Source organism: Stenotrophomonas sp. PI_27 (assembly GCF_027854495.1).
Taxonomy (GTDB): Bacteria; Pseudomonadota; Gammaproteobacteria; order Xanthomonadales; family Xanthomonadaceae; genus Stenotrophomonas; species Stenotrophomonas pavanii.
This window is the reverse complement of sequence record NZ_JAJNOF010000005.1, coordinates 276,508-299,549: the sequence shown is the minus strand read 5'-3', so window position 1 is coordinate 299,549 and position 23,042 is coordinate 276,508. Positions and strand designations below refer to the sequence as shown.

The window sequence follows — 23,042 nt, the reverse complement described above, 5'->3', positions numbered from 1 at the left end:
GCTTGCGTGAAGCTGTCAGGGTGTTTCCGCTCCCGGACTCAGCCGTAGCCGCCGTGCACCGGGTTGTGGCTGCGCACCGCCATCACCAGCCCGAAGCCAGCCAGCAGCGACACCGCCGAGGTACCGCCGTAGCTGATCAGCGGCATCGGCACGCCCACCACAGGCAGCAGGCCGGAAATCATCCCGCCGTTGACCAGCACGTAAACGAAGAACGCCAGGCCAGTGGCACCGGCCAGCAGGCGCGAATAGGAATCGCGCGATTGGCTGGCAATCCACAGGCAACGCCCGATCACCACCAGGTACAGCGCCAGCACGGTGGCCACGCCGATCCAGCCGAACTCCTCGCTCAGCACCGAGAACGCGAAGTCGGTGGTCTGCTCGGGAATGAAGTTCAGGTGCGACTGCGAGCCCTCGCCCCAGCCCTTGCCGTCGAAGCCACCGGAACCGATCGCGATCTTCGACTGGATGATGTTCCAGCCGGCGCCCAGCGCATCCATCTCCGGGTCCAGGAACATCATGATGCGGTCCTTCTGGTACGGCCGCAGCAGCCAGAACCACGCCACCGGCGCGACTGCGGCCACGCCGCCCACGCCCAGGCCCACCCACCACCACGGCAGGCCCGCCAGCAGCAGCACGAACACGCCACTGGCGGCGATCAGCACGCCGGTACCGAAGTCCGGCTGCAGCATCACCAGGCCGGTCGGCACGCCGATGATGACCAGCGCGGTCAGCACCGTGCTGAAGCGCGGCGGCAGCGGCATCCTGTGCAGGTACCAGGCCACCATCATCGGCAGGCTGACCTTCAGCAGCTCGGCCGGCTGCAGGTAGAAGAACTTCAGGTCCAGCCACTGCCGGCCGTACTTGCCGGTGCCCAGCACGAACACCGCCAGCAACGGGATCATCGAGATCGCGTAGATCATCGGCGTGGCCGAGCGGATGCGCAGGATCGAGACCCGCGAGATGCCCCACAGCGCGGCCATGCCCACTGCGAAGCGCGCGCCCTGGGCCATCACCAGGCTGTCGCCACCGGCGCTCTTCAGGGTGGCCAGGCCGATCAGCATCAGCGCGCCCAGCGCCAGGCACAGCACCCAGTCCAGGGTGCTGAAGAAGCGGCGCAGCATGTCGCCGGCCCAGCGCAGGAAGACGCTCATCGTGCAGGCTCCGCGTGGGTCGGGCGTGGCGTGGCCGGCAGTGCGGCCGCCGCCGGTGCATCCGGTTGCGGTGCGGGCGCGGGCACGCCGATCAGCACCGGATGGTCTTCGAGCTGCGCGGCGGCAAGGTCGCCTGCCTGGCGCGCGCCCGCGTCCTCGTTGTCGAACGCGGTGGCGCCGATGGCCGTGGTGCCGCGCTCGCTGTCCAGCGGCTGCATGCCCTCGGGCATCTTGCCCAGCAGGTAGGCATCGAACACCTTGCGTGCGATCGGTGCGGCGGCCGAGCCGCCGTAGCCGCCGCCTTCCACCGCCACCGCAATCGCGATCACCGGGTTCTCGACCGGCGCGAAACCCACGAACAACGCGCGGTGGCGCAGGTGCATCGGCAGGCTCTTCGGATTCACCGCAGCGGTGCCCTTGCGGCTGATGACCTGCGCGGTGCCGGTCTTGCCGGCCATCACGTACGGCGCACCCACCGCCACGCGCCAACCACTGCCGCCAGGCCGCATGGTCGCCATCATGCCCTCGCGCACGGCCTGCACGTTGTTGGGGTTGGGACTGATCGGCTTGCTTGCGCCGGCCGGCATGGCCGTCCAGTCACTGTCGAATCCTTCGCGCTGCTGGATCACCAGGTGCGGGGTGCGCAGCTGCCCGTCGGCCAGCGCGCTGACGCCGCGCGCCAGCTGCAGCGGGGTCACCTTCCAGTCGCCCTGGCCGATGCTGATGTTGACCGTGTCGCCCGGGAACCAGGCTTCCTTGCGGGTCTTCCGCTTGTAGGCCGGCGACGGCAGGATGCCGCCGATTTCGCCGGTGAGGTCGATGCCGGTCGGCTGGCCGAAGCCGTAGTACTCCATGTAATGGTCGAAGCGCTCGATGCCCAGGTCCAGCGCCAGCTTGTAGTAATAGGTGTTGACCGACTCAGCGATGGACTTGCGCAGGTCGGTCCAGCCGTGGCCGCCACGATGCGCATCACCCCAGCCACGGGAAGTGCCGGGCAGGTAGAACATGCCGGTGGACAGCACCTTGTCTTCCGGGCGGCGCACACCCGAATCCAGTCCGGCCAGGCCGATCAGCGGCTTCAGCGTGGAACCGGGGGCAACGCCACCGAGCACCAGGCGGTTGAACTGCGGCCGCGACGGGTTTTCGTTCAATGCCTTGAAGTCGGCATGGGAAATGCCGTTGACGAACAGGTTCGGATCGTAGGACGGCAGGCTCACCATCGCCAGCACTTCGCCGGTGCGCGGGTCCATGGCCACCGCCGAGCCTTCTTGGTCGCCGAAGGCAGCGACCATGGCGCGCTGCAGGTCGGCGTCGATCGACAACCGCAGATCGGCACCGGACTGCGCGGCAACGCGGCCGATGGTGCGGATCGCGCGGCCCTGCACGTTGGTCTCGACCTGTTCGTAGCCGACCCGGCCACGCAGCTGCTGCTCGTAATAGCGCTCCAGCCCGGATTTGCCGATGTGCGTCAGCGCGGCATTGCCTTCGCCGAGGATCTCCAGATCCTTGTCATCGACGCGACCGACGTAGCCGATGATGTGCGCGAACAGATCGCCATACGGATAGCGCCGGGTCAGGTAGGGTTCCAGCTCGACCCCCGGGAACCGCCAGCGGTCGACGGCAAAGCGCGCCATCTCCTCGTCGCTCATGCGCAGCTTCAGCGTGACCGGCAGGAACTTGCGGCGCGCCTTGCGCGACTTGTTGAACGCTTCCAGCTCTTCCGGGCTGATGCTGATGATCTTCGCCAGCCCTTCCAGGGTGGCGTCCATGTCCTTGACCTTGTCCGGGGTGACGTCCAGGCGGAACGCCGGCACGTTCTCGGCCAGCAGGCGGCCGTTGCGGTCGTAGATCATGCCGCGCCCGGGCACCACCGGCCGCGGCTTGATGCGGTTGGCTTCCGAGCGGGTGGCGTAGACATCGTGGTCCAGCACCTGCAGCTTGAAGTACCAGCCGCCCAGGCCCAGCAGGCAGACCAGCACGCCCAGGAAGCCGAGCGCCGCGCGACGGCGGAACTGCTCGGCTTCGGCGTGCGGATTCTTGACCTGGCGGCGCGGAATCATGGCTCAGCGCCCGCGCTTGCCGAAGCGCACCGCGTCCAGCAGCACGAACACCAGCGGCCACAGGCCCATGCCCAGCAGCGGCGCCCACCAGTACGACCACGGCAGGGTCGGTTCGCCCACCAGGATGTGCACCAGCGCGCTGACGATGCGGTCGTTGAACAGCAGGCCACCGATGGCCAGCATCTGCTGCGACATCGGGAAGAAGCGGATGCGGGCGCGGAAGCGCTGCAGGATGAAGGCCAGCATCACCAGCCGCAGCGCCTGTTCGCCGAGGACACCGCCGTACAGCAGGTCGGCGACCACGCCGCTGGCGAAGGCGATGCCCAGGCCGACGCGCTCGGGCGCTTCGATGACCCAGTACGCCAGCACCAGCGCCAGCCAGTACGGGCGCAGCGGCTGCAGCAGCGCCGGCAACGGCAGCAGGCCCAGCAGCAGCGCCACCACCAGGCTGGCCGGCAGCACCCATGGGTTGTCGCGCAGGCGGCTCATCGCTGCGCCTCCGGCGTGGTCGGTTGCCGGCCAGCGGCCGGCACTACCGGAGCAGCAGGATCAGGCGAGGATGCGGGGGCAACAGTCCTCGTTTGCGACGAGGGCTGTTGCCGGCCAGCGGCCGGCACTACCGGGGCGCTGACCGGAGCTGGCGTCGTTGCCGCTGGCGCGGTCCCCACAGGCACGGTGGCGCCGGTGGCCGGGCCACCCGGGGCGGTTTCTTCCAGCTGGAGGCGCAGCTCCGGCGGAATGCGGATCGCCGCGCCCGGGCGCAGCAGCAGCACGTCGCGGCCGCGGTCGAGCTGCGCCGCCGGCTTCAGTTCGCCGACCAGGAACGCATGAGTGTCGTCCGGGCGCAGGCCGGTGATGGTGCCGACCGGGAAGCCGGCCGGGAAACGCCCGCCAAGACCGGAGGTAACGATCTCATCGCCCACTTCCACCCCGGCGCTGAGCGGAATATCGCGCAGCTCCAGCGTGTCGCCGCGGCCGTAGACGATCAGGCGCACGCCGTTGCGGGCCACGGTGACCGGCACCGCGTGGTCGGGATCGGTCAGCAGCAGCACGGTGGAGGTGCCACCGGTCACGCTGATCACCTGCCCCATCAGGCCGCCGGCGTCGATCACGGCCTGGCCGACGTGCACGCCTTCGCGGGCGCCAGCGTCGAGCACCAGGCGCTGCTTCACCGGGTCCAGGTCGATGTCCAGGATCGGCGCCAGCTGCACGTCCAGGCCGCTGCGCTCGGCCACGTTCAGCAGTTCGCGCAGCTGCGCATTGTCCAGCGCGGCGGTCTGCAGGCGGGTCAGGCGCGCGTTGGCCAGCAGCAGCTGGTTGCGCAGTTCGCGGTTCTCGGCGACCAGCTGGGTATGGCTGGCGGCGGAATCCTTGACCTGGTTGCCGAGCTTGCCGGGCAGGCCGGCCAGGGCCCACACCGGCTGCACCAGGCTGTTGGCCTGCTCGCGCAGGCGCGCCAGCCAGCCGGCCTGGTCATCGAGCACGATCAGGGTGATGGCCAACGCGAGATAGGCCAGCAACCGCAGGGGGCTGGCGGCATCACCGGATCGGGAGGCGACGGGAGGACCGGCGTAGGGCGGCACGGCAACGATTCAACTGGCAGAAGGCGGAAGGGAAACACGCGGACGCCCCGCCGGTGCCGGCCCGCCTTCACGGCGGGCCGCACCCCGGAAGGGCGCGGCGGGCAGGAACGGCCGGGACGGCTTATTCCGGCGCAAAGAACTCGTTGCCGTGCATGTCCACCAGCTCCAGCGCACGACCACCGCCGCGGGCCACGCAGGTCAGCGGATCGTCGGCCACCTGCACGTGCAGGCCGGTCTCCTCGGAAATCAGGCGATCCAGGTCGCGCAGCAGGGCGCCACCACCGGTCAGCACGATGCCGCGCTCGGCGACGTCGGCGCACAGTTCCGGCGGGGTCTGCTCCAGCGCCAGCTTGACCGCGCTGACGATGCCCGACAGCGGTTCGTGCAGGGCCTCGAGCACCTCGTTGGAGCTGATCTTGATCATCTTCGGCACGCCCTCGGCGAGGTTGCGGCCGGAGATTTCCATCTCGATCACTTCCGCCTGCGGGTAGGCGCAGCCCAGCTCGACCTTGATGCGCTCGGCGGTGGCTTCACCGATCAGCATGCCGTGGTTGCGGCGCACGTAGTTGGTGATCGACTCGTCGAAGCGGTCGCCGCCGATGCGGACCGAGGCCGAATAGACGATGCCGTTGAGCGAGATCACTGCCACTTCGGTGGTGCCGCCGCCGATGTCGATGACCATCGAGCCACGGGCCTCGGTAACCGGCATGCCGGCGCCGATCGCGGCGGCCATCGGCTCTTCGATCAGGAACACGTCACGGGCACCGGCTTCCTCGGCCGATTCCTTGATCGCGCGGCGCTCGACCTGGGTCGAACCGGCCGGTACGCAGACCAGCACGCGCGGGCTCGGGCGCAGCACGCGCGACTTGTGCACCTTCTTGATGAAGTGCTTGAGCATCGCCTCGGTGTAGGTGAAGTCGGCGATGACGCCGTCCTTCATCGGGCGGATGGTGGTGATGTGGCCCGGGGTACGGCCGAGCATCTGCTTGGCCTCGGCGCCCACGGCTGCCACCGAGCGGGTGCCACCGATGGCACGGTCCTGGCGCACGGCCACGACCGACGGCTCGTTCAGCACGATCCCCTGCCCGCGCACGTAGATGAGGGTGTTGGCCGTGCCCAGGTCGATGGACAGGTCGTTGGAGAACATGCCACGGAGTTTCTTGAACATCTGAGGAAGGAGTCCTGAGGGGTGTCGTGCCCGCCGCGGGATGGCGAAAAAATGGGCAGAAATCGAGGCCGACAAGCCTAGCAACCCGCCTGCCGCCGAGCAAGGAAAAAACTAGCTGAACCCGCGTCTTCACAGGCTTTCGGCCTGATCGGGCATCACCCGGTTCTGGCCCTGAGCGGCACCAGCGGGTAACCTTTGCGCCGTCGGGCGCCCAAGGGCGCCGTTTGCTTGCCCGCTGAACCGGGCCGGCCCACCCCAAAATTCACCGCATAGGCTTACATCGATGTCCGCTCTGATCTGTGGTTCTCTTGCCTTCGACACCATCATGGTGTTCCCGGACCAGTTCAAGAATCACATCCTGCCGGACAAGGTGCACATCCTGAACGTGTCTTTCCTGGTGCCGCGCATGCGCCGCGAGTTCGGTGGCTGCGCCGGCAACATCGCCTACAACCTGCACCTGCTGGGCGGCCAGCCGATCCCGATGGGCACCGTGGGTTCGGACTTCGGCCCGTACCGCGAGTATTTCGAAGGCCTGGGCATCGACCTGTCGCGCGTGCGCGTGATCGATGAGCTGTTCACCCCGCAGGCGTTCATCACCACCGACCACGACAACAACCAGATCACCGCCTTCCACCCGGGCGCGATGATGCGTTCCTACGAGAACCATGTGCGCGGCGTGCCGGGCGTGACCCTGGGCCTGGTCGGCCCGGACGGCCGCGAAGGCATGATCCAGAACGCACAGGAATTCCACGAGGACGGCATCCCGTTCATCTTCGACCCGGGCCAGGCCATGCCGCTGTTCAACGGCCCTGAGCTGCGCGCCTTCATCGATCAGGCCGACTACGTGGTGGTCAACGACTACGAGTCGAACCTGCTGCAGGAGCGCACCGGCTGGGACGAAAAGGAGATCGTCAGCCGGGTCAAGGCCTACATCACCACCCGCGGCCCGAAGGGCGCGGTCATCCACACCCCGGAAAAGAGCTACGACATCCCGCCGGCGCACGAGCGCCGCGTGGTCGACCCGACCGGCTGTGGCGACGCCTTCCGCGCCGGCCTGATCTACGGCATCCAGAAGGGCTACGACTGGCTGACCATCGGCCGCATGGGCAACCTGATGGGCGCACTGAAGGTCGAGCATCCGGGCACGCAGAACCAGCGCTTCACCTTCGATGAGTTCAACGAGCAGTTCAAGCAGCAGTTCGGTTACGCGCTGGGCGCGTAAACCGAACTGCCCGCGCATTCCACCTTATCCCCGCGCCTTCGGCGCGCCCCCTTGAACAACAAGGGGGCTTTCCACCCGATGCGCTGCTGGGAATGCTGTTGGTAGGTGTCGACCTTGATCGACACTGCCGGCCAGCGGCCGGCACTACCCCTTCTGCTGCCAGGCCGCCAACAGCGCGCGGCAATCGGCGAAATGCCAGTCGGCCCGGCCCGGCCATGGGTGTTCTGGTAGGTGTCGACCTTGGTCGACACTGCCGGCCAGCGGCCGGCACTACCCCTTCTGCTGCCACGCCGCCAACAGCGCGCGGCAATCGGCGAAATGCCAGTCGGCCCGGCCCGGCCATGGGTTCTCCGGCAGATTGACCAGCACGGTGTGCGTGCCTGCGGCACGGCCGCACTCCAGGTCGTAGGCGTGGTCGCCAACCATCACCGCCTCCGCCGCTGCAATGCCCCAGCGCCGCAGGTGCTGCTGCAGGCCATCCGGCGAGGGCTTGGGCACCGCTTCATCACGGCCGACGATGTCGGCATCATCGAACAGTTCCCCGACCCCGATCGCCTCCAGCGTCAGCTTCGCCAGCGCATGGTCGTTGCGGGTCAGGATGCCCAGCCGGCACCCGGCGGCCGCCAGCGCGCGCAGCAGCGTCACCGCGCCCGGCGCGGGCAGTGCGTCCTCGGCCAGCGCGCGCTCATGATCCAGCAACCACGCGCGCTTGGCCTGCGCCGGCGCATCCGGCAGCGCCGCGATATGGTCGAGGATGTCCTCCTCGGCCGCGATCTGCAGCGCACGGCGGATCGCGGCGAAATCATGCACGGCCACCGTCAGCGTGCCGTCCATGTCGAACACCCAGTGCCGGATCGCGGACAACGCGTGCACTGCGCTGCCCGCCGCCCCCGTCACTGCCACCACTGCGGCATGCGGCTGGCGTCGACGCCACCGGTTTCGAACACCGCCGTGCGGGTGCCGCCGGCCTTGACCGGGAACTCGATGCTGATCGACTTGCCCTTGCGCGCCAGCTTCCACAGCGCCTTCTGGTCGGTGATGAACAGGGCGATGGCTTCATCGGTCTTCGGGCGCCACGCGGCCATCGATACCGGCTTGCCGTCGTCCACGGTCACCTTCACCGTGCACTGCGGGCAGCGGAAATCACCGGCCTGCAGCACCAGGTAAGCGTGCCGCTTCCACTCCGGGTGATCGCGGAACACCAGCTGCACCGGCTTGGCGCCGCTGCCATCCACGTCCACCCGTTCCTTGCTGTAGATCTGCGCCGACACCTGGTTGCCCTTGTTGCCCACCGGGATCTGGTTGTACTGCCACAGCGCCTGCATGCGGCGCAGGTCGCGCGCGGCATCGCCCTTGGCCTTGACCTCGTCGAAGCCGGCGGCGATGCGCTCGGCGGCGGCGGTGTCCTTGTACTGGTCCAGCAGCGAGGCGCCATGCAGGCGCGCGCGTTCCCAGTCCTGCGCGGCCACGGCCATGTCGTACTGCTTGGCCACGTCTTCGGCCTTGGCTTCCTTCTGCGCCTGCACGGCGGCCGCGGCGGCTTCCTGCGCCTTGCGCTCTTCCTCGGGGTTGCTGCAGCCGGCCAGGGCCAGCATGCAGGCGGTGAGCAGGATCAGTCGTTTCATGGCGGAGGTCCTATGCGAGTGCATCCCGATTCTATCGGCAGCGAAAAGCGGATACACCAACGGCGGGTTTCCCCGCCGTTGGTGGTGAAGCAATGACCGGTTGCCGGCCAGCGGCCGGCACTACCGCTTACTTGGCTTCGGCCTTGGCCAGCATGTCCTGTACCGAGGCGGTGGTGATCGGGTGGTAGCCCGGCTTGGCCTTTTCGAAGGCCTGCTTGGCCAGCTCCAGCCCCTTCGGGGTCTTCACCAGTTCGGCGTAGATCGGCAGGATCAGCTTGCGACGGCCGACGCGCTCGATGAACGCGGCAGCACCTTCATTGGCCTGCTCGTAGCCGCTGCGGATCGCCAGCGGGTACCAGCGCATGGCGATTTCGCCATTCGGGGTGCCGGTGAAGTGGAACGCCTTGTCCAGCGTGGCCAGCTTGTCCAGCGGCTGGGTCGCGCCCAGGCCGTCGATGAAGCGCACCCATTCCTGCGTGCTCCAGTCGGCGATGACCTGGCTGCTGGGCACGGTGCCGGCGCTGGCGAAGGCAATGCGCGCGGTATCGACGCTGCTGAAGTTGCGCGACTGCGCCTTGGCCGCAAACGCCGGGATGCCCGGCTCGTCCAGCCACGCCTTCAGTTCAGCCTCGGTCACGGCCGACGGATTCTTCGGCAGCAGGTTCTTCTTCATGTACGCGACGAACTGGTCGGTGTTCGCGCTCTGGAAGGCGTGGTCATCGAACCAGCCCCGCAGGAACGGATCGAAGGTCTCACGGCCGAAGCGCTGTTCCAGGAACTCCAGGAACCATGCACCCTTGACGTAGGCGACCTGGCTGAGCGCTTCGTCGGGGTCGCGCTCGTTCAGCGGCGGCAGCGCCAGCGCCTGGTCGGCCGGGCTCATGTCCTTCACTTCGGCCAGCAGGTCAGTCTGGTCGATCTGCTTCTCCATCTCGGCCATCTCCTTGCCGTACAGGGCTTCGGTGATGCGGCCCTGGACGTAGGTGGTGAAGCCTTCATTGAGCCAGATGTCCTTCCAGCTGGCGTTGGTCACCAGGTTGCCCGACCAGCTGTGCGCCAGTTCGTGGGCAACCAGCGAGACCAGCGACTTGTCGCCGACGATCACGGTCGGGGTGGCGAAGGTCAGGCGCGGGTTTTCCATGCCGCCGAACGGGAACGACGGCGGCAGCACCAGCATGTCGTAGCGGCCCCAGCGGTATTCACCGTACAGCTTCTCGGCGGCACCGATCATCTTCTCGGTGTCTTCGAATTCCTTGGCGGCCTTGTTGACCATGGTCGGCTCGGCCCAGACGCCGGAGCGGCCGGAGATCGGCTCGAACACCAGGTCACCGGCGGCGATGGCCAGCAGGTAGGACGGAATCGGCTGCGGCATCTTGAAGGTGTAGTCACCGTCACGCGCGGCCTTCGGATCGTTGTCGGCGCTCATCAGCACCATCACGTCCGGGCGCGAGACCACGTGCGCGCTGTAGGTGAAGCGCACGCTCGGGGTGTCCTGCAGCGGCACCCAGGAGCGGGCATGGATGGCCTGCGACTGGCTGAACATGAAGGGCAGCTTCTTGCCCTCGGTCATCGACGGCGCCAGCCACTGCAGGCCCGAGGCGGTCGGTGCGGTGTGGTAGGTCACTTCCACCTTGGCCGGCTGCTCCGCGGCCTCGATGGTCAGCTTGCTGCCGAACACCTTGTCGGCCGGGGCCAGTTCGAACTTCAGCGGGCTGCGCGCGCCATCGGCGGCGACGGCCTCGACCTTGGACACGGTCAGCTCGCGGGTGTCGAGCACCAGCTGGCTGGCGTCCTTCTGCTTCCACTCCAGCGTATAGGTGGCGGTACCGCCGATCTGCTTCTGGTCGAAGTCCAGCTTCAGATCCAGCGCGATGTCCTTGATGACGACCTTGTCCGGCTCGGCGTACGAGCTTTCGTCGTGGCTGCGGTTTTCGGCGTTCACGGGGGCGGCGGGGGCCTTTGCGGCAGTCGGGGCGGCGGCGGGCGCGGCCGCCTCCTGGGAGCAGCCGGCGGCCAGGGCCACGGCCAACGGAAGGAGCATCAGCGGATTACGCATGAATCGGGACCGTTACGGGGATCAAACCCCAATGGTACCTCCCTCCGGCCGCGCAGGCGTTGCGCGGTGCGGGGTAATGGCGGCCCACAGCACCGGTAGTGCCGGCCGCTGGCCGGCATCCGCACGGACGATGACCGGGCACGGGGATGCCGGCCAGCGGCCGGCACTACCCGGACACCGGGCTTACAGCTTGTAGCCGGAGTGGATCGAAACGATGCCGCCGGTCAGGTTCTTGTAGTGGCAGCGCTCGAAGCCGGCCTGCCCCATCATCGCCTTCAGTTCGTCCTGCGGCGGGTGCTTGCGGATGCTCTCGGCCAGGTACTGGTAGCTGTCCGAATCGTTGGCGAACAGCTTGCCCAGCTTGGGCAGGATCTTGAACGAGTGGAAGTCGTAGATCGGCTTGAACCAGTCCGCCGTCACTTCGGAGAATTCCAGCACGCGGGCCTGGCCGCCCACCTTCAGCACGCGGTACATCTCGCGCAGGCCGGCGTCCTTGTCGGTCACGTTGCGCAGGCCGAAGGCAATGGTGACCAGATCGAAGCTGTGGTCCGGGAACGGCAGGGCTTCGGCGTTGCACTGCACGTAGTCCAGGCCCAGCACCAGGCCGCGGTTGGTCAGGCGGTCACGGCCGACCGACAGCATGCCGGCGTTGATGTCGCCCAGCACCACCGAACCCTCGGCGCCGACGCGCTCCTTCAGCAGGGCGGCGATGTCGCCGGTGCCGCCGGCCAGGTCCAGCACGCGGTCGCCCGGCTTCACCTGCGCGGTCGCCACGTAGTAGCGCTTCCACGCCCGGTGCACGCCCAGGCTCATCAGGTCGTTCATCAGGTCGTAGTTGCGCGCGACCGAGGTGAACACCTGGCCGACCAGCTTCTGCTTGTCCTTGGCGGCGACGTCGCGGAACCCGAAATGGGTGGTACCGGCTTTGTAGGGGGATTCGCTCATGCCCCCGATTATCGCACCGCCGGGGGCCAGCGGCACCCCCTGCCCGTATCATGGCGGGCCACGACTTACCGGAGCCCCACATGATCACCACGCCCGACTACCAGGCCCTGCTGCAGACCGCCATCGCCGAAGCCCGCCAGGGCCTGGCCGAAGGCGGGGTGCCGATCGGCGCGGCGCTGTACCACAACGACGGGCGCCTGCTCGGCTGCGGCCACAACCGTCGCGTGCAGGAAGGTGACCCGTCGGTGCATGGCGAGACCGACGCCTTCCGCAAGGCCGGCCGCCAGCGCCGCTACCAGGACACCATCATGGTCACCACCCTGGCCCCGTGCTGGTACTGCTCCGGACTGGTGCGCCAGTTCAACATCGGCACCGTGGTGGTGGGCGAATCGCGCACGTTCCAGGGCGGCATCGACTGGCTGCGGGAGAACGGCGTCAACGTGATCGACCTGGACAACCAGGAATGCGTGGACCTCCTGGGTGATTTCATCAGCCGCCACCCGGACATCTGGAACGAAGACATCGGTGAATGAGCAGCGCAGCGCCTGCCGTTCCACCCGTTTAATGAACGCTTCAGTGCCGGCACGCTCTAGTGCCGGCAGCGTTTGCGGCCATCACTGTGACCGTGTGCACAGTCAGGGAGCGGGCCTGCACACGTTGCGGTAACACTCGCCCCCGCCAACACGCCTACGGTGGGGTTCACCGGGGCTCCTTTCCCCGGCGGAGCCAGCCATGTGCGCGCACGCCGTACGCCCTACGCCAGACCCGATTCTTGCCCCGATCCGCGACCGCCTGCAGCAACAGTTCGCGCTGCATCGGCGCGGTGCATTGTTCTGGACCGCCTACCAGGGGCTGCAGCTGGAACTGGCGCGCAGCCATCCGCTGGAGCATGAGCGCCTGTGCAACGCCATGGCTGACATGGCCGAAGACCTCGGCGCCGTCGAGCACGCGCAGCTCATAGGCAATCGCAACGCCGGCTCCACATCCCGCTGACACGGCATGCACCGGCGCATACGCCACACTGCGATCACCCCCCACTCCCATCCACCTCAACCGATTGGATCGACATGCACGCTGAAGTTCCCGCCATTCCCCCGGTCATCAACGTTGACGCCGAGCTTGATCACTGGCGCCGCCAGCATGCCGACGGCGCGCTGCCGCACAACTCGTTCGGCTCCTACGTGCCGTGGATCAAGTTCGCCTGTGATTCGCTGATCACCCAGCCGCGCGCCAGCAATGCGCAGCGCGACGAGATGTTCCAGACCCAGTACGCCCTGCAGATCATGCCCCGCCTGAGCGAAGCCCAGGCCCGCGAATTCGTCGACCGTTGCTGGCAGCACGTCTACCAGAGCAGCCCGGTACGCCTGCAGGACGCGCCGCGCCTGCGCGCCTGAGCTGCGGCGAAGCGGCTGCACGGTCCCTGCACGAGCCACTACCGATCATCCTCGTCACCTGAGTGGGACGGACGACGATGAAAGCACGCAACCTGTTCAACACCATCGCCAAGAAGGCCGCGGCAGCCACCGGCTCGCCCTGGACCTTCCTGGCCGCCGTGACCATCGTGGTGGTCTGGGGCATCAGCGGTCCGGTGTTCGGCTTCAACGACACCTGGCAGCTGGTGATCAACACCGGCACCACCATCATCACGTTCCTGATGGTGTTCCTGATCCAGCACACGCAGAACGCGGACACTGCCGCGATGCAGATCAAGCTGGACGAGCTGATCCGCGCGACCAGCGAGGCCAACAACGAGCTCCTGGACCTGGAAGAACTGGACGAGGAGCGGCTGGAAGAAATCCGGCGCGAGTACGAGCAGATGGCACGCGAAGCCGGCGACGCGCTGGCGCGCGTCCGCGCCTGCCACGCCGCGCGGCGTGACGACGAAGCGGTCTAGCCCTGTAGTGACACTGCCGGCCAGCGGCCGGCACTGCCCTCGATCATCAAGGAAGAGCCGGCCGCGGGCCGGCTTTCTCTCAGCCGCGCTCGTGCCAGCCGCCGCCCAGCACCTTGTACAGGGTGATGCGGTTGGACTGCTGCGCCAGCTGGGCCTGCAGCTGGGTCTGCTGCGCGTTGTAGGCGGTGCGCCGTGCGTCGAGCAGGGTCACGAAGCTGTCCAACCCGGCGTCATAGCGCGCCTGCGACAGGCGATTGGCCTGCTCGGCCGCCTCCACCAGGCGCTGCTGCGCGCTGACCTGCTCGTCCAGGCTGACGTTCAGCGCCAGCGCGTCGGCGGTTTCGCGGAAGCCCACCTGGATCGCCTTCTCGTACTGCGCCAGCGCGATATCGCGGTCGGCATTGGCAATGGCGAGGTTGGCGCGCAGCTTGCCGCCCTGGAAGATCGGCAGGGTGATCTTCGGCAGGAAGCTCCACACGCGGGTGCCGCTGTCGAACAGGTTGGACAGTTCGGTCGAGCCACTGCCGATGCTGCCGGTCAGCGAAATGCTCGGGAAGAACGCCGCACGTGCGGCGCCGATGTTGGCGTTGGCGGCCAGCAGCTGGTGCTCGGCGGCCATGATGTCCGGGCGCTGCAGCAGCACGTCGCTGGGCAGGCCCGCCGGCGGCGGCGCCAGCGCGAGCAGCTGCGGGCCGATGCTGTCCGGCAGCAATGCCGGATCCAGCTGGCCACCGGCCAGCAGCGCCAGCGCATTGCGGTCCTGGGCCAGCTGCCCGCGCAGGCGCGCGGCATCGGTGCGTGCGGTCTCGACCAGGGTGCGGGTCTGGGTCAGCTCCAGGGCGGAGCTGCCACCGCGTTCGTGGCGTGCCTCGGCCAGGCGCAGCGAATCCTCGTAGGTCTTCAGCGTGGCCTCGGCAATCTTCAGCTGCTGCGCATCGGCACCATAGGTCAGCCACGCGGTGGCGGTCTCGGCCACCAGGCTCAGCTGCGCGTTGCGGCGGTTGGCGGCCACGGCGAAGTACTGCTGCAGCGCCGCTTCGCTGAGGTTGCGGACGCGGCCGAACAGGTCCAGCTCGAACTCGGCCACGCCAACCCCGGCGGTGAACTGCTCGGTGACGCCGGCGTCGGTGCCCTGGCGCTGCATCTGCCCGGTCACGGCCACGCCGGGCACGCGGTCGGCACGCTGCACGCGGTACTGCCCCCGCGCGCGTTCGACGTTGAGCACGGCCACGCGCAGGTCGCGGTTGTTCTGCAGCGACTGCTCGATCACCTGCTGCAGGCGCCGATCGGTGAAGAAGTCGCGCCAGCCGACGGCGGCGACATCGGCGACCTGGCCCTGCGCGGCCTCGGCCGGCCACTGCGCCGGGATGGCCGGCGCGACGGCGGTGTCCTTCGGCGCCAGGGTGGAGCAGCCGGCGAGCGCGAGCGCGGCGGCAATGGAGAGGAACAGGGATGCACTTTTCATGGGAATGGCTTCCATCGGTACTGCCGGATGGCAGGAGGTAGTGCCGGCCGCTGGCCGGCAACCTCGTTGGATTCACATCAAGCAAGCAGCAGGTGCCGGCCAGCGGCCGGCACTACCGATTCACTTACGTCGCGGACTTGCGCTTGAACACGCGCTGCACCACCACGAAGAACAGCGGCACGAAGAACACGCCGAGCACGGTGCCGACGATCATGCCGCCCAGCACGCCGGTGCCGATCGCCTGTTTGGCGCCGGAGCCGGCACCGCTGGAAATCGCCAGCGGTACCACGCCCATGCCGAAGGCCAGCGAAGTCATCACGATCGGACGCAGGCGGTCGCGCACGGCGTGCATGATCGCGTCGACCAGGCTGGCGCCCTTCTCCAGGTTTTCCTTGGCGAACTCGACGATCAGGATCGCGTTCTTGCTGGTCAGGCCCACCGTGGTCAGCATCGCCACCTGGAAGTAGATGTCGCGCTCCAGGCCCTTGAAGGTGTTGGCCAGCACGGCACCGAGGATGCCCAGCGGGGCGGCCAGCAGCACCGCGGTCGGCACGCTCCAGCTTTCGTACATCGCGGCCAGGCACAGGAACACGATCATCAGCGACAGCGTGTACAGCAGCGGCGTCTGCGAGCCGGCCTGGCGCTCCTGGTAGGACATCGCCGTCCACTCGATGCCGAAGCCTGCCGGCAACTGCTTGGCCAGCTGCTCGATTTCGGCCATGGCATCACCGGAGGCAACACCCGGGGCCGGTTCACCCTGGATTTCCATTGCCGATACGCCGTTGTAGCGCTCCAGGCGCGGCGAGCCGTAGTCCCAGTGCTTGGTGGCAAAGGCGCTGAACGGCACCATCTCGCCCTTGTCGTTCTTCACGGACCAGAGATCGAAGTCCTCCGGCACCATGCGGAACGCCTGGTCGGCCTGCACGAACACGCGCTTGACGCGGCCGCGATCGACGAAGTCATCGATGTACGAACTGCCCCATGCGGCCGCCAGCGTGCCGTTGATCTGGTCGATCGACAGCCCCAGCGAGGTTGCCTTGGCTGCGTCGATGTCGATGCGGAACTGCGGCGTGTCTTCCTGGCCGTTCGGGCGCACGTTGGCCAGCTTCTTGCTGCCGGCGGCAAGGCCAAGCAGCTGGTTGCGCGCGGCCACCAGGGCCTCGTGGCCCTGGCCACTGTTGTCCTTCAGGAAGAAGGTGTAGCCCGAGGCGGTACCCAGTTCCGGAATGGCCGGCGGCGGGAAGGCGAAGATGAAGGCATCCTTGATCTGGCCCAGTGCCGCCATCGCGCGGCCGGTGATCGGCATCACGCCATTGTTGGCGTCACGTTCGCTCCAGTCCTTCAGCTTGACGAACGCCATGCCCGCATTCTGGCCCATGCCGGCGAAGCTGAAGCCCTGCACCGAGAACACCGAGTCCACCGCGTCCTTCTCGTTCTGCAGGAAGTGGTTTTCCAGTGCCGCGATCGATTCCAGCGTGCGCTCCTGGGTGGCGCCGACCGGCGCCTGCACCAGCGCCATCAGCACGCCCTGGTCCTCGTTGGGCAGGAACGAGCTGGGCAGGCGCACGAACAGCACGCCCATCAGCACGAACAGCGCCGCCACGATGCCCATGAAGCGCCACGGACGGTGGATGATGCCGCGCACGCCGCGCTGGTAGCGTTCGCTGGTGCGGTCGAAGCCGCGGTTGAAGCCATTGAAGAAGCGACCGGCCAGGCCACGGTGGGCGACGTGGTGCTCGCCCTTCTTCAGCGGCTTGAGCAGGGTCGCGCACAGCGCCGGGGTCAGCACGATCGCGACCAGCACCGACAGCGCCATCGCCGAGACGATCGTGGCCGAGAACTGGCGGTAGATCACGCCGGTGGAGCCGCTCATGAAGGCCATCGGCACGAACACCGCCGACAGCACCAGGCCGATGCCGACCAGCGCACCGGTGATCTGGCCCATCGACTTGCGGGTCGCTTCAAGCGGCGACAGTCCTTCCTCGGACATGATGCGCTCGACGTTCTCCACCACCACGATGGCATCGTCCACCAGCAGGCCGATCGCCAGCACCATCGCGAACATGGTCAGCATGTTCACCGAGAAGCCCAGCATCGCCAGCACGCCGAACGTACCCAGCAGCACCACCGGCACCGCGATGGTCGGGATCAGGGTGGCGCGGAAGTTCTGCAGGAACAGGTACATCACCACGAACACCAGCACGATCGCTTCGATCAGGGTCTGCACCACGCCCTTGATCGACACGCGCACGAACGGGGTGGTGTCGTACGGGACCTCGGCCTTCAACCCGGCCGGGAAGAAGCTCTTCATGTCCTCCAGAGCAGCGTTCACGCCGGCGGCGGTGTCCAGCGCGTTGGCGCCGGTGGCCAGGGTGACCGCCAGGCCGCTGGCCGGCTGTCCGTTGTAACGGGTGACGAAGTCATAGGATTCGGCACCCAGTTCGACACGGGCAACGTCGCCCAGGCGCAGCTCGGCACCGTCCTGCGCGCCGCGCACGATGATGTTGCGGAACTGTTCCGGGGTCTGCAGGCGCGACTGCGCGTTGATGGTGGCGTTGAGCTGCTGGCCCTTCACCGATGGCGCACCGCCGAGCTGGCCGATCGCTACCTGGGCATTCTGCGCCTTGATCGCAGCGGTCACTTCCGGCACTGACAGGCCATAGGTGTGCAGCTTGTTCGGGTCCAGCCAGATGCGCATGGCGTACTTGCCGCCGAACACCTGGATGTTGCCCACGCCCGGCACGCGGCTCAGGCGGTCGACGACATTGGAACCGACGTAGTCGGCGATGTCGTTGGCGTCCATGCTGCCATTCTCGGACACGAACGCGATGACGTTCAGGAAGCCCGAGCTGGACTTGGCCACGTTGATGCCCTGCCGCTGCACTTCCTGCGGCAGCAGCGGCATGGCCAGCTGCAGCTTGTTCTGCACCTGCACCTGGGCGATGTCCGGGTTGGTGCCGCTCTCGAAGGTCAGCGTGATGGTGGCCTGGCCGTTGGACGAGCTGTTGGAGGAGAAGTAGATCAGGCCATCAAGGCCCTTCATGTTCTGCTCGATGATCTGCGTCACCGAGTCCTCGACCACCTTGGCCGACGCACCCGGGTAGGTGGCGCTGATTTCCACCGCCGGCGGTGCGACGTTGGGGTACATCGAGACCGGCAGCTTGAACAGGGCCAGGCCGCCGGCGAGCATGATGATGATGGCGATCACCCACGCAAAGATGGGTCGATCGATGAAAAAGCGTGCCATGGGGTTCTCCGCTTACTTCGCGTCGCCGGCCGGGGCGGCAGGCTGGGCGGTCGCTGCCGGCGTGGCCGGAGCTGCGCCCTTCTCGGTGGCCTTGACCGGCATGCCGGGGCCGATCTTCTGCAGGCCTTCGACGATGACCTTGTCGCCGGCCTTCAGGCCGTCCTCGACCAGCCACTTGTCGCCGACCGTGCGGCTGACCTTGACCGGGCGCACTTCGACCTTGTTGTCCTTGCCGACCACCATCGCGGTGGTGTCGCCCTTCGGGTCGCGGGCGATGCCCTGCATCGGCACCAGCACCGCATCGCTGCGCACGCCGCCGCCGATCACCGCACGCACGTACATGCCCGGCATCAGCAGGCCGTCCGGGTTGTCCACCTTCACGCGCAGGCCGAAGCTGCCGGTGGTCGGATCGACGCTGACTTCGGAGAACTCCAGCGTGCCCTTGTGCTCGAAGGTGCTGCCGTCTTCCATCAGGATGCTGACCGGGAGGGTCTGGTTGTCCTGCAGGCGGCCGGCAGCCAGTTCGCGGCGCAGCTGCAGCAGCTCGGCCGAAGACTGGGTCAGGTCGACATAGATCGGGTCCAGCTGCTGCACCGTGGCCAGTGCATTGGCCTGACCGGCGCTGACCAGCGCGCCCTGGGTGACGCTGGACTTGCCGATGCGGCCGCTGATCGGCGCAGTGATGCGGGCGTAGCCCAGGGTGACGTTGGCGGCATCCAGCGAGGCCTTGGCGGCACCGACGTCCGCTTCGGCCTGCTTCTGCGCGGCCACGGCGTTTTCCAGGTCCTGCTGGCTGACCGCATCGACCTTGGCCAGCTCGGTGATGCGCCTGGCGCTCAGGCGGGCGGCATTGGCGGTGGCTTCGGCACGGGCCAGCTGGGCGCGGGCGTTGTTGGCCTGGGCGCGGTAGCTGGCGTCGTCGAGCTGGTACAGCGGCTCGCCGGCCTTGACCATGCCGCCCTCGGTGAACAGGCGCTTGGCGACGATGCCATTGACCTGCGGGCGCACTTCGGCGACCAGGAAGGCGTTGGTACGGCCCGGCAGTTCGCGGGTCAGGCCCACGGTCTCGGACTTCAGGGTGACCACGCTGACCTCGCCCGGGCCCTGCTCGGGGGCCTGGGGTTGGCCGCCACAGGCAGCCACGGTCGCAGCGATCGCCAGCGACAACGCAATGGGTCGGATTCGGCTCAGCAACATGACGGAAAGGCTCTCAGGGGAAGGAATCTCAAAATGCGCTGATATTGACCGATGGGGCCGGCCGGCAACGCGCTCCGGCGTGCGGCGGCGGCCACGGGCGGCCTGCCAGGTACACGGCGGGAATGATGGGAGCGAAATATACATACATGCTTGTTTGTTTGTAAACAGGTACAATTCAGCGACGTTTCACCCGCACTCGTACTCATCCATGGCCCGCAAGACCAAAGAGGACACCCAGGCAACCCGGGAAGGCATCCTTGACGCCGCCGAAGCCTGCTTCCATGAACACGGCGTGGCCCGGACCACGCTGGAGATGATCGGTGCCCGCGCCGGTTACACCCGCGGCGCGGTCTACTGGCACTTCAAGAACAAGAGCGAGGTGCTGGCCGCGATCGTCGAACGCGTGCACCTGCCTTTCATGCAGGAACTGGAGCGCACCTCGACCGACCAGCGCGATACCCCGGTGCACGACCTGCGCGCGGTGATGATCCACTCGTTCATCGAGCTGTCCGAGGACGAGCGCCTGCGCAAGACCATGGAGATCATGCTGCGCAGTGATGCGTCGGCCGACACCCGGGTACTGACCGAAATGCAGCAGGCCGGCTTCCGTGATGCGCTGGACCGGATGGAGCGCGCGCTGCGCCGCGCCCGCGACCTGGGCCAGCTGCGCGAGGGTGCCGACCCCAAGATCGCCGCACGCATGCTGCACGCCACCGTGCTGGGCGTGCTGCACGGCGCGATGGTCGAACCGGACCTGATGGACCTCAAGCGCGATGGCATGCTCGCGCTGGACATGACTCTGGCTGCCTACGTGAAGGACGGCGTGTTCGTTCCCGGCACCGTCCCCGAGCCGCTGCCCGAGGCGTGAACGAGGCTGCTCCCATCACTGCGGCGCCCCTGCAAGGGTAGATCGATGATCCTGGACAACGTGGTGTGGGGCTTCATCGGCTGCGGCAGCGTCACCGAGAAGAAGAGCGGTCCGGCGCTGGCCAGTACGCCCGGCTCGCGGGTGGCGGCGGTCATGCGCCGCAATGCCGCATTGGCCGAAGACTATGCGCGCCGCCACGCGATTGCGCGCTGGTACGCGGATGCCGATGCACTGATCGCAGACCCGGAAGTGAACGCGGTGTACGTCGCCACGCCGCCCTCCACGCACATGCAGTACGCATTGCAGGCGATCGCCGCAGGCAAGCCGGTCTACATCGAAAAGCCGATGGCAATGGACCATGGCGAATGCGAACGCGTTCTGGAGGCCAGCGCGCGCCGTGGCGTGCCGGTGTTCGTGGCTTATTACCGCCGTGCCCTGCCCCGTTTCGCGCAGGTGAAGCAGCTGCTGGACAGCGGCGCGATCGGTACGCCGCGCAGCGTGCGCGCGACCCTGCACCGGCCGCATTCGGCGGCTGCCGCATCGCCGGATTTCTGGCGGACCAACCCCGCCATCGCCGGCGGCGGGCTGTTCGTCGACCTAGGCTCGCACACGCTGGACCTGCTCGACCATCTGCTGGGGCCGCTGAGCGATGTGCGCGGCCTGGCCAGTTCGTTGACCGGCGCTTACGCCGCCGAGGACAGCGTCTCGATGTGCTTCCGCATCGGGCCAGGCGTGCATGGCATCGCGCAATGGAGCTTCTGCGCGTTCCGTCGCCAGGATGAGGTCGAGATCACCGGCGACCGTGGCCAGCTGCGCTTTGCGACCTTCGAGGATGTACCGGTGGTGCTGGAAACCGAAGCGGGCGTGCAGGCCTTCGACATCCCGAACCCGCCGTCGATCCAGCAGCCGTTGATCGCGCACCTCGTGGGCGAGCTGCGTGGCAGCGGCCGTTCGCCCTCGACCGGCGCCAGCGCTGCGCGCACCAGTGCGGTGATCGACCAGGTGCTGCGGGACTACCGCACCCGGCCATCGCGCTGACCGCACAAGGAAAAGGCCGCCTTGCGGCGGCCTTTTCTGTTGCAGCGGGCGGGGCCAGAGCCCTCGCCGCGGCGAGGGATCCGACCCCATCGGGCGTTACAGGATGTAGCGGCTCAGGTCCGGATCCTGCACCAGTTCGCCCAGGTGCTTGTCCACGTAGGCGCTGTCGATCGCCAGGCTTTCACCGTCACGGTCCGGCGCCTCGTAGCTGAGTGAATCCAGCAGGCGCTCCAGCACGGTGTGCAGGCGGCGGGCACCGATGTTCTCCTGGCGCTCGTTCACCTGGAAGGCGATCTCGGCCAGGCGGTCGATGGCATCGGCGGTGAAGCTGACCTTGACCCCTTCGGTGGCCAGCAGTGCTTCGTACTGCTTGGTCAGCGCGGCCTTCGGTTCGGTCAGGATGCGCACGAAGTCATGCTTGCTCAGTGCACCCAGTTCAACGCGGATCGGGAAACGACCCTGCAGTTCCGGAATCAGGTCGCTGGGCTTGGCCAGGTGGAACGCGCCCGACGCGATGAACAGGATGTGGTCGGTCTTGATCGTGCCGTACTTGGTGGACACGTTGGAGCCTTCCACCAGCGGCAGCAGGTCACGCTGCACGCCTTCGCGCGATACATCACCACCGCCCACGTTGTCACCGCGCTTGGCGACCTTGTCGATCTCGTCGATGAAGACGATGCCATGCTGCTCGCACGCCTCGATCGCGGCGGTACGGATGTCGTCCTCGTTGACCAGCTTGCCGGCCTCTTCCTCGACCAGCAACGGGCGCGCGGCCTTGATGGTCAGCGTGCGCTTGTGCGCCTTCGCACCGCCCCCCAGGTTGGCGAACATCGACTTCAGCTGCTGGCCCATTTCCTCCATGCCCGGCGGGGTCATGATGTCCATGCTGACGTTGGCGGCCAGGTCGAGTTCGATCTCGCGCTCGTCCAGCTCGCCGTTGCGCAGCATCTTGCGGAACTTGATGCGGGTCTCGTTGTCCTGCGCCGACGGCTCGTTGCGCGCCACTTCCGGATCGAAACCGATGCCGCCGCTGCGACGCGGCAGCAGTGCATCGAGGATGCGGTCTTCGGCGCGCTCTTCGGCCTGGGTGCGTACGCGCACCTTGGCCTGTTCGCGATACAGCTTGACCGCGGTATCGGCCAGGTCGCGGATGATCTGCTCGACGTCCTTGCCGACATAGCCGACTTCGGTGAAGCGGGTGGCTTCGACCTTCACGAACGGCGCGTTGGCCAGGGTGGCCAGGCGGCGCGCGATCTCGGTCTTGCCGACGCCGGTCGGGCCGATCATCAGGATGTTCTTCGGCATCACTTCATTGCGCAGCTCGGGCACCAGCTGCATGCGGCGCCAGCGGTTGCGCAGGGCGATGGCCACCGCGCGCTTGGCGTCGTGCTGGCCGACGATGTGCCGGTCCAGTTCCTGCACGATCTCGCGCGGGGTCATGGTGGCGGAGGAAACTTCGATCTTCGACATGGATGTGCTCACGGATTCTTTGTCGGTAGTGCCGGCCGCTGGCCGGCAACCAG

20 protein-coding genes and 1 pseudogene are annotated in these 23,042 nt (G+C 67.5%); 7 read left to right on the top strand and 14 right to left on the bottom strand.

Going from position 1 to position 23,042, the window contains the following annotated elements; all coding sequences use genetic code 11:
• Window positions 1-38: 38 nt before the first annotated feature.
• The 5 genes from rodA to LRM18_RS09085 form a co-directional block, all read right to left on the bottom strand.
• A complete protein-coding gene (gene rodA, locus LRM18_RS09105; protein WP_053461406.1) occupies window positions 39-1,151 on the bottom strand; it encodes a rod shape-determining protein RodA in 1,113 nt (370 codons plus the stop codon).
• Window positions 1,148-3,211 (bottom strand): penicillin-binding protein 2, encoded by a 2,064-nt coding sequence (gene mrdA, locus LRM18_RS09100; RefSeq protein WP_270953686.1) that lies wholly within the window; start codon window positions 3,209-3,211, stop codon window positions 1,148-1,150. Before mrdA ends, rodA begins: the two co-directional genes overlap by 4 nt.
• A gap of 3 nt (window positions 3,212-3,214) precedes the next feature.
• Window positions 3,215-3,700, bottom strand: a complete 486-nt coding sequence (gene mreD, locus LRM18_RS09095) for a rod shape-determining protein MreD (RefSeq protein WP_049470244.1) — start codon at window positions 3,698-3,700, stop codon at window positions 3,215-3,217.
• The gene (mreC, locus tag LRM18_RS09090) at window positions 3,697-4,794 is read right to left on the bottom strand and encodes a rod shape-determining protein MreC (RefSeq protein ID WP_053505148.1); all 1,098 of its coding nucleotides are present in this window, start codon (window positions 4,792-4,794) and stop codon (window positions 3,697-3,699) included. Before mreC ends, mreD begins: the two co-directional genes overlap by 4 nt.
• Before the next feature lie 121 nt (window positions 4,795-4,915).
• Window positions 4,916-5,962, bottom strand: a complete 1,047-nt coding sequence (locus tag LRM18_RS09085; protein ID WP_005419402.1) for a rod shape-determining protein — start codon at window positions 5,960-5,962, stop codon at window positions 4,916-4,918.
• Between the two features lie 283 nt (window positions 5,963-6,245).
• Here LRM18_RS09085 and LRM18_RS09080 point away from each other — a divergent pair, with 283 nt between their 5' ends.
• Complete coding sequence (locus LRM18_RS09080) at window positions 6,246-7,184, top strand: carbohydrate kinase family protein (RefSeq protein ID WP_005411078.1); 939 nt, start codon at window positions 6,246-6,248, stop codon at window positions 7,182-7,184.
• A 144-nt stretch (window positions 7,185-7,328) separates the two neighbouring features.
• Here the strand turns inward: LRM18_RS09080 and LRM18_RS09075 are convergent.
• From LRM18_RS09075 to ubiE, 5 genes and pseudogenes are all read right to left on the bottom strand, one after another.
• Window positions 7,329-7,418, bottom strand: a pseudogene (locus LRM18_RS09075) (HAD family hydrolase); the annotation flags it as partial.
• A gap of 36 nt (window positions 7,419-7,454) precedes the next feature.
• Window positions 7,455-8,090: an HAD family hydrolase gene (locus tag LRM18_RS09070; RefSeq protein WP_270953665.1), complete on the bottom strand. Its 636-nt coding sequence runs from the start codon at window positions 8,088-8,090 to the stop codon at window positions 7,455-7,457.
• Window positions 8,078-8,809 (bottom strand): hypothetical protein, encoded by a 732-nt coding sequence (locus LRM18_RS09065; RefSeq protein WP_270953663.1) that lies wholly within the window; start codon window positions 8,807-8,809, stop codon window positions 8,078-8,080. Before LRM18_RS09065 ends, LRM18_RS09070 begins: the two co-directional genes overlap by 13 nt.
• Window positions 8,810-8,936: 127 nt before the next feature.
• Window positions 8,937-10,865, bottom strand: coding sequence for a M1 family metallopeptidase (locus LRM18_RS09060; RefSeq protein WP_053505151.1), 1,929 nt, complete (start codon window positions 10,863-10,865; stop codon window positions 8,937-8,939).
• 183 nt (window positions 10,866-11,048) lie between these two features.
• The gene (gene ubiE, locus LRM18_RS09055; RefSeq protein ID WP_270953660.1) at window positions 11,049-11,810 is read right to left on the bottom strand and encodes a bifunctional demethylmenaquinone methyltransferase/2-methoxy-6-polyprenyl-1,4-benzoquinol methylase UbiE; all 762 of its coding nucleotides are present in this window, start codon (window positions 11,808-11,810) and stop codon (window positions 11,049-11,051) included.
• 80 nt (window positions 11,811-11,890) lie between these two features.
• On the opposite strand from ubiE, the gene LRM18_RS09050 reads away from it, so the two are divergent.
• From LRM18_RS09050 to LRM18_RS09035, 4 genes are all read left to right on the top strand, one after another.
• The gene (locus tag LRM18_RS09050) at window positions 11,891-12,343 is read left to right on the top strand and encodes a nucleoside deaminase (RefSeq protein ID WP_005419409.1); all 453 of its coding nucleotides are present in this window, start codon (window positions 11,891-11,893) and stop codon (window positions 12,341-12,343) included.
• A gap of 199 nt (window positions 12,344-12,542) precedes the next feature.
• Complete coding sequence (locus LRM18_RS09045) at window positions 12,543-12,803, top strand: hypothetical protein (protein ID WP_064239212.1); 261 nt, start codon at window positions 12,543-12,545, stop codon at window positions 12,801-12,803.
• A 74-nt stretch (window positions 12,804-12,877) separates the two neighbouring features.
• Window positions 12,878-13,204, top strand: a complete 327-nt coding sequence (locus LRM18_RS09040) for a hypothetical protein (protein WP_049464602.1) — start codon at window positions 12,878-12,880, stop codon at window positions 13,202-13,204.
• A 77-nt stretch (window positions 13,205-13,281) separates the two neighbouring features.
• Window positions 13,282-13,704 (top strand): low affinity iron permease family protein, encoded by a 423-nt coding sequence (locus LRM18_RS09035; protein WP_049464604.1) that lies wholly within the window; start codon window positions 13,282-13,284, stop codon window positions 13,702-13,704.
• Window positions 13,705-13,783: 79 nt separating this feature from the next.
• Here LRM18_RS09035 and smeF read toward each other — a convergent pair whose 3' ends face one another.
• The 3 genes from smeF to smeD form a co-directional block, all read right to left on the bottom strand.
• Entirely contained in the window at window positions 13,784-15,184 is a 1,401-nt protein-coding gene (smeF, locus tag LRM18_RS09030; RefSeq protein WP_130768212.1) for a multidrug efflux RND transporter outer membrane subunit SmeF, read from the bottom strand.
• A gap of 109 nt (window positions 15,185-15,293) precedes the next feature.
• Window positions 15,294-18,416 carry a multidrug efflux RND transporter permease subunit SmeE gene (gene smeE / locus LRM18_RS09025; RefSeq protein ID WP_049464609.1) on the bottom strand — a complete coding sequence of 1,041 codons (3,123 nt, stop codon included), beginning with the start codon at window positions 18,414-18,416 and terminating at the stop codon, window positions 15,294-15,296.
• A 12-nt stretch (window positions 18,417-18,428) separates the two neighbouring features.
• Complete coding sequence (gene smeD, locus LRM18_RS09020; RefSeq protein WP_164688589.1) at window positions 18,429-19,613, bottom strand: multidrug efflux RND transporter periplasmic adaptor subunit SmeD; 1,185 nt, start codon at window positions 19,611-19,613, stop codon at window positions 18,429-18,431.
• 208 nt (window positions 19,614-19,821) lie between these two features.
• Between smeD and smeT the strand changes: the two genes are divergently transcribed.
• Window positions 19,822-20,481 carry an efflux transporter SmeDEF transcriptional repressor SmeT gene (smeT, locus tag LRM18_RS09015; RefSeq protein WP_005411090.1) on the top strand — a complete coding sequence of 220 codons (660 nt, stop codon included), beginning with the start codon at window positions 19,822-19,824 and terminating at the stop codon, window positions 20,479-20,481.
• Window positions 20,482-20,526: 45 nt separating this feature from the next.
• Window positions 20,527-21,519 carry a Gfo/Idh/MocA family oxidoreductase gene (locus LRM18_RS09010; RefSeq protein ID WP_150827055.1) on the top strand — a complete coding sequence of 331 codons (993 nt, stop codon included), beginning with the start codon at window positions 20,527-20,529 and terminating at the stop codon, window positions 21,517-21,519.
• A gap of 96 nt (window positions 21,520-21,615) precedes the next feature.
• Here the strand turns inward: LRM18_RS09010 and hslU are convergent, their stop codons facing one another.
• Window positions 21,616-22,989 carry an ATP-dependent protease ATPase subunit HslU gene (hslU, locus tag LRM18_RS09005; protein ID WP_049464617.1) on the bottom strand — a complete coding sequence of 458 codons (1,374 nt, stop codon included), beginning with the start codon at window positions 22,987-22,989 and terminating at the stop codon, window positions 21,616-21,618.
• Window positions 22,990-23,042: the final 53 nt, after the last annotated feature.

Coding starts and splice junctions, on each gene's coding strand:
- rodA (WP_053461406.1), bottom strand. CDS start 1,151: ATGAGCGTCTTCCTGCGCTGGGCCGGCGACATGCTGCGCCGCTTCTTC.
- mrdA (WP_270953686.1), bottom strand. CDS start 3,211: ATGATTCCGCGCCGCCAGGTCAAGAATCCGCACGCCGAAGCCGAGCAG.
- mreD (WP_049470244.1), bottom strand. CDS start 3,700: ATGAGCCGCCTGCGCGACAACCCATGGGTGCTGCCGGCCAGCCTGGTG.
- LRM18_RS09085 (WP_005419402.1), bottom strand. CDS start 5,962: ATGTTCAAGAAACTCCGTGGCATGTTCTCCAACGACCTGTCCATCGAC.
- LRM18_RS09080 (WP_005411078.1), top strand. CDS start 6,246: ATGTCCGCTCTGATCTGTGGTTCTCTTGCCTTCGACACCATCATGGTG.
- LRM18_RS09065 (WP_270953663.1), bottom strand. CDS start 8,809: ATGAAACGACTGATCCTGCTCACCGCCTGCATGCTGGCCCTGGCCGGC.
- LRM18_RS09060 (WP_053505151.1), bottom strand. CDS start 10,865: ATGCGTAATCCGCTGATGCTCCTTCCGTTGGCCGTGGCCCTGGCCGCC.
- ubiE (WP_270953660.1), bottom strand. CDS start 11,810: ATGAGCGAATCCCCCTACAAAGCCGGTACCACCCATTTCGGGTTCCGC.
- LRM18_RS09050 (WP_005419409.1), top strand. CDS start 11,891: ATGATCACCACGCCCGACTACCAGGCCCTGCTGCAGACCGCCATCGCC.
- LRM18_RS09045 (WP_064239212.1), top strand. CDS start 12,543: ATGTGCGCGCACGCCGTACGCCCTACGCCAGACCCGATTCTTGCCCCG.
- LRM18_RS09040 (WP_049464602.1), top strand. CDS start 12,878: ATGCACGCTGAAGTTCCCGCCATTCCCCCGGTCATCAACGTTGACGCC.
- LRM18_RS09035 (WP_049464604.1), top strand. CDS start 13,282: ATGAAAGCACGCAACCTGTTCAACACCATCGCCAAGAAGGCCGCGGCA.
- smeF (WP_130768212.1), bottom strand. CDS start 15,184: ATGGAAGCCATTCCCATGAAAAGTGCATCCCTGTTCCTCTCCATTGCC.
- smeE (WP_049464609.1), bottom strand. CDS start 18,416: ATGGCACGCTTTTTCATCGATCGACCCATCTTTGCGTGGGTGATCGCC.
- smeD (WP_164688589.1), bottom strand. CDS start 19,613: ATGTTGCTGAGCCGAATCCGACCCATTGCGTTGTCGCTGGCGATCGCT.
- smeT (WP_005411090.1), top strand. CDS start 19,822: ATGGCCCGCAAGACCAAAGAGGACACCCAGGCAACCCGGGAAGGCATC.
- LRM18_RS09010 (WP_150827055.1), top strand. CDS start 20,527: ATGATCCTGGACAACGTGGTGTGGGGCTTCATCGGCTGCGGCAGCGTC.
- hslU (WP_049464617.1), bottom strand. CDS start 22,989: ATGTCGAAGATCGAAGTTTCCTCCGCCACCATGACCCCGCGCGAGATC.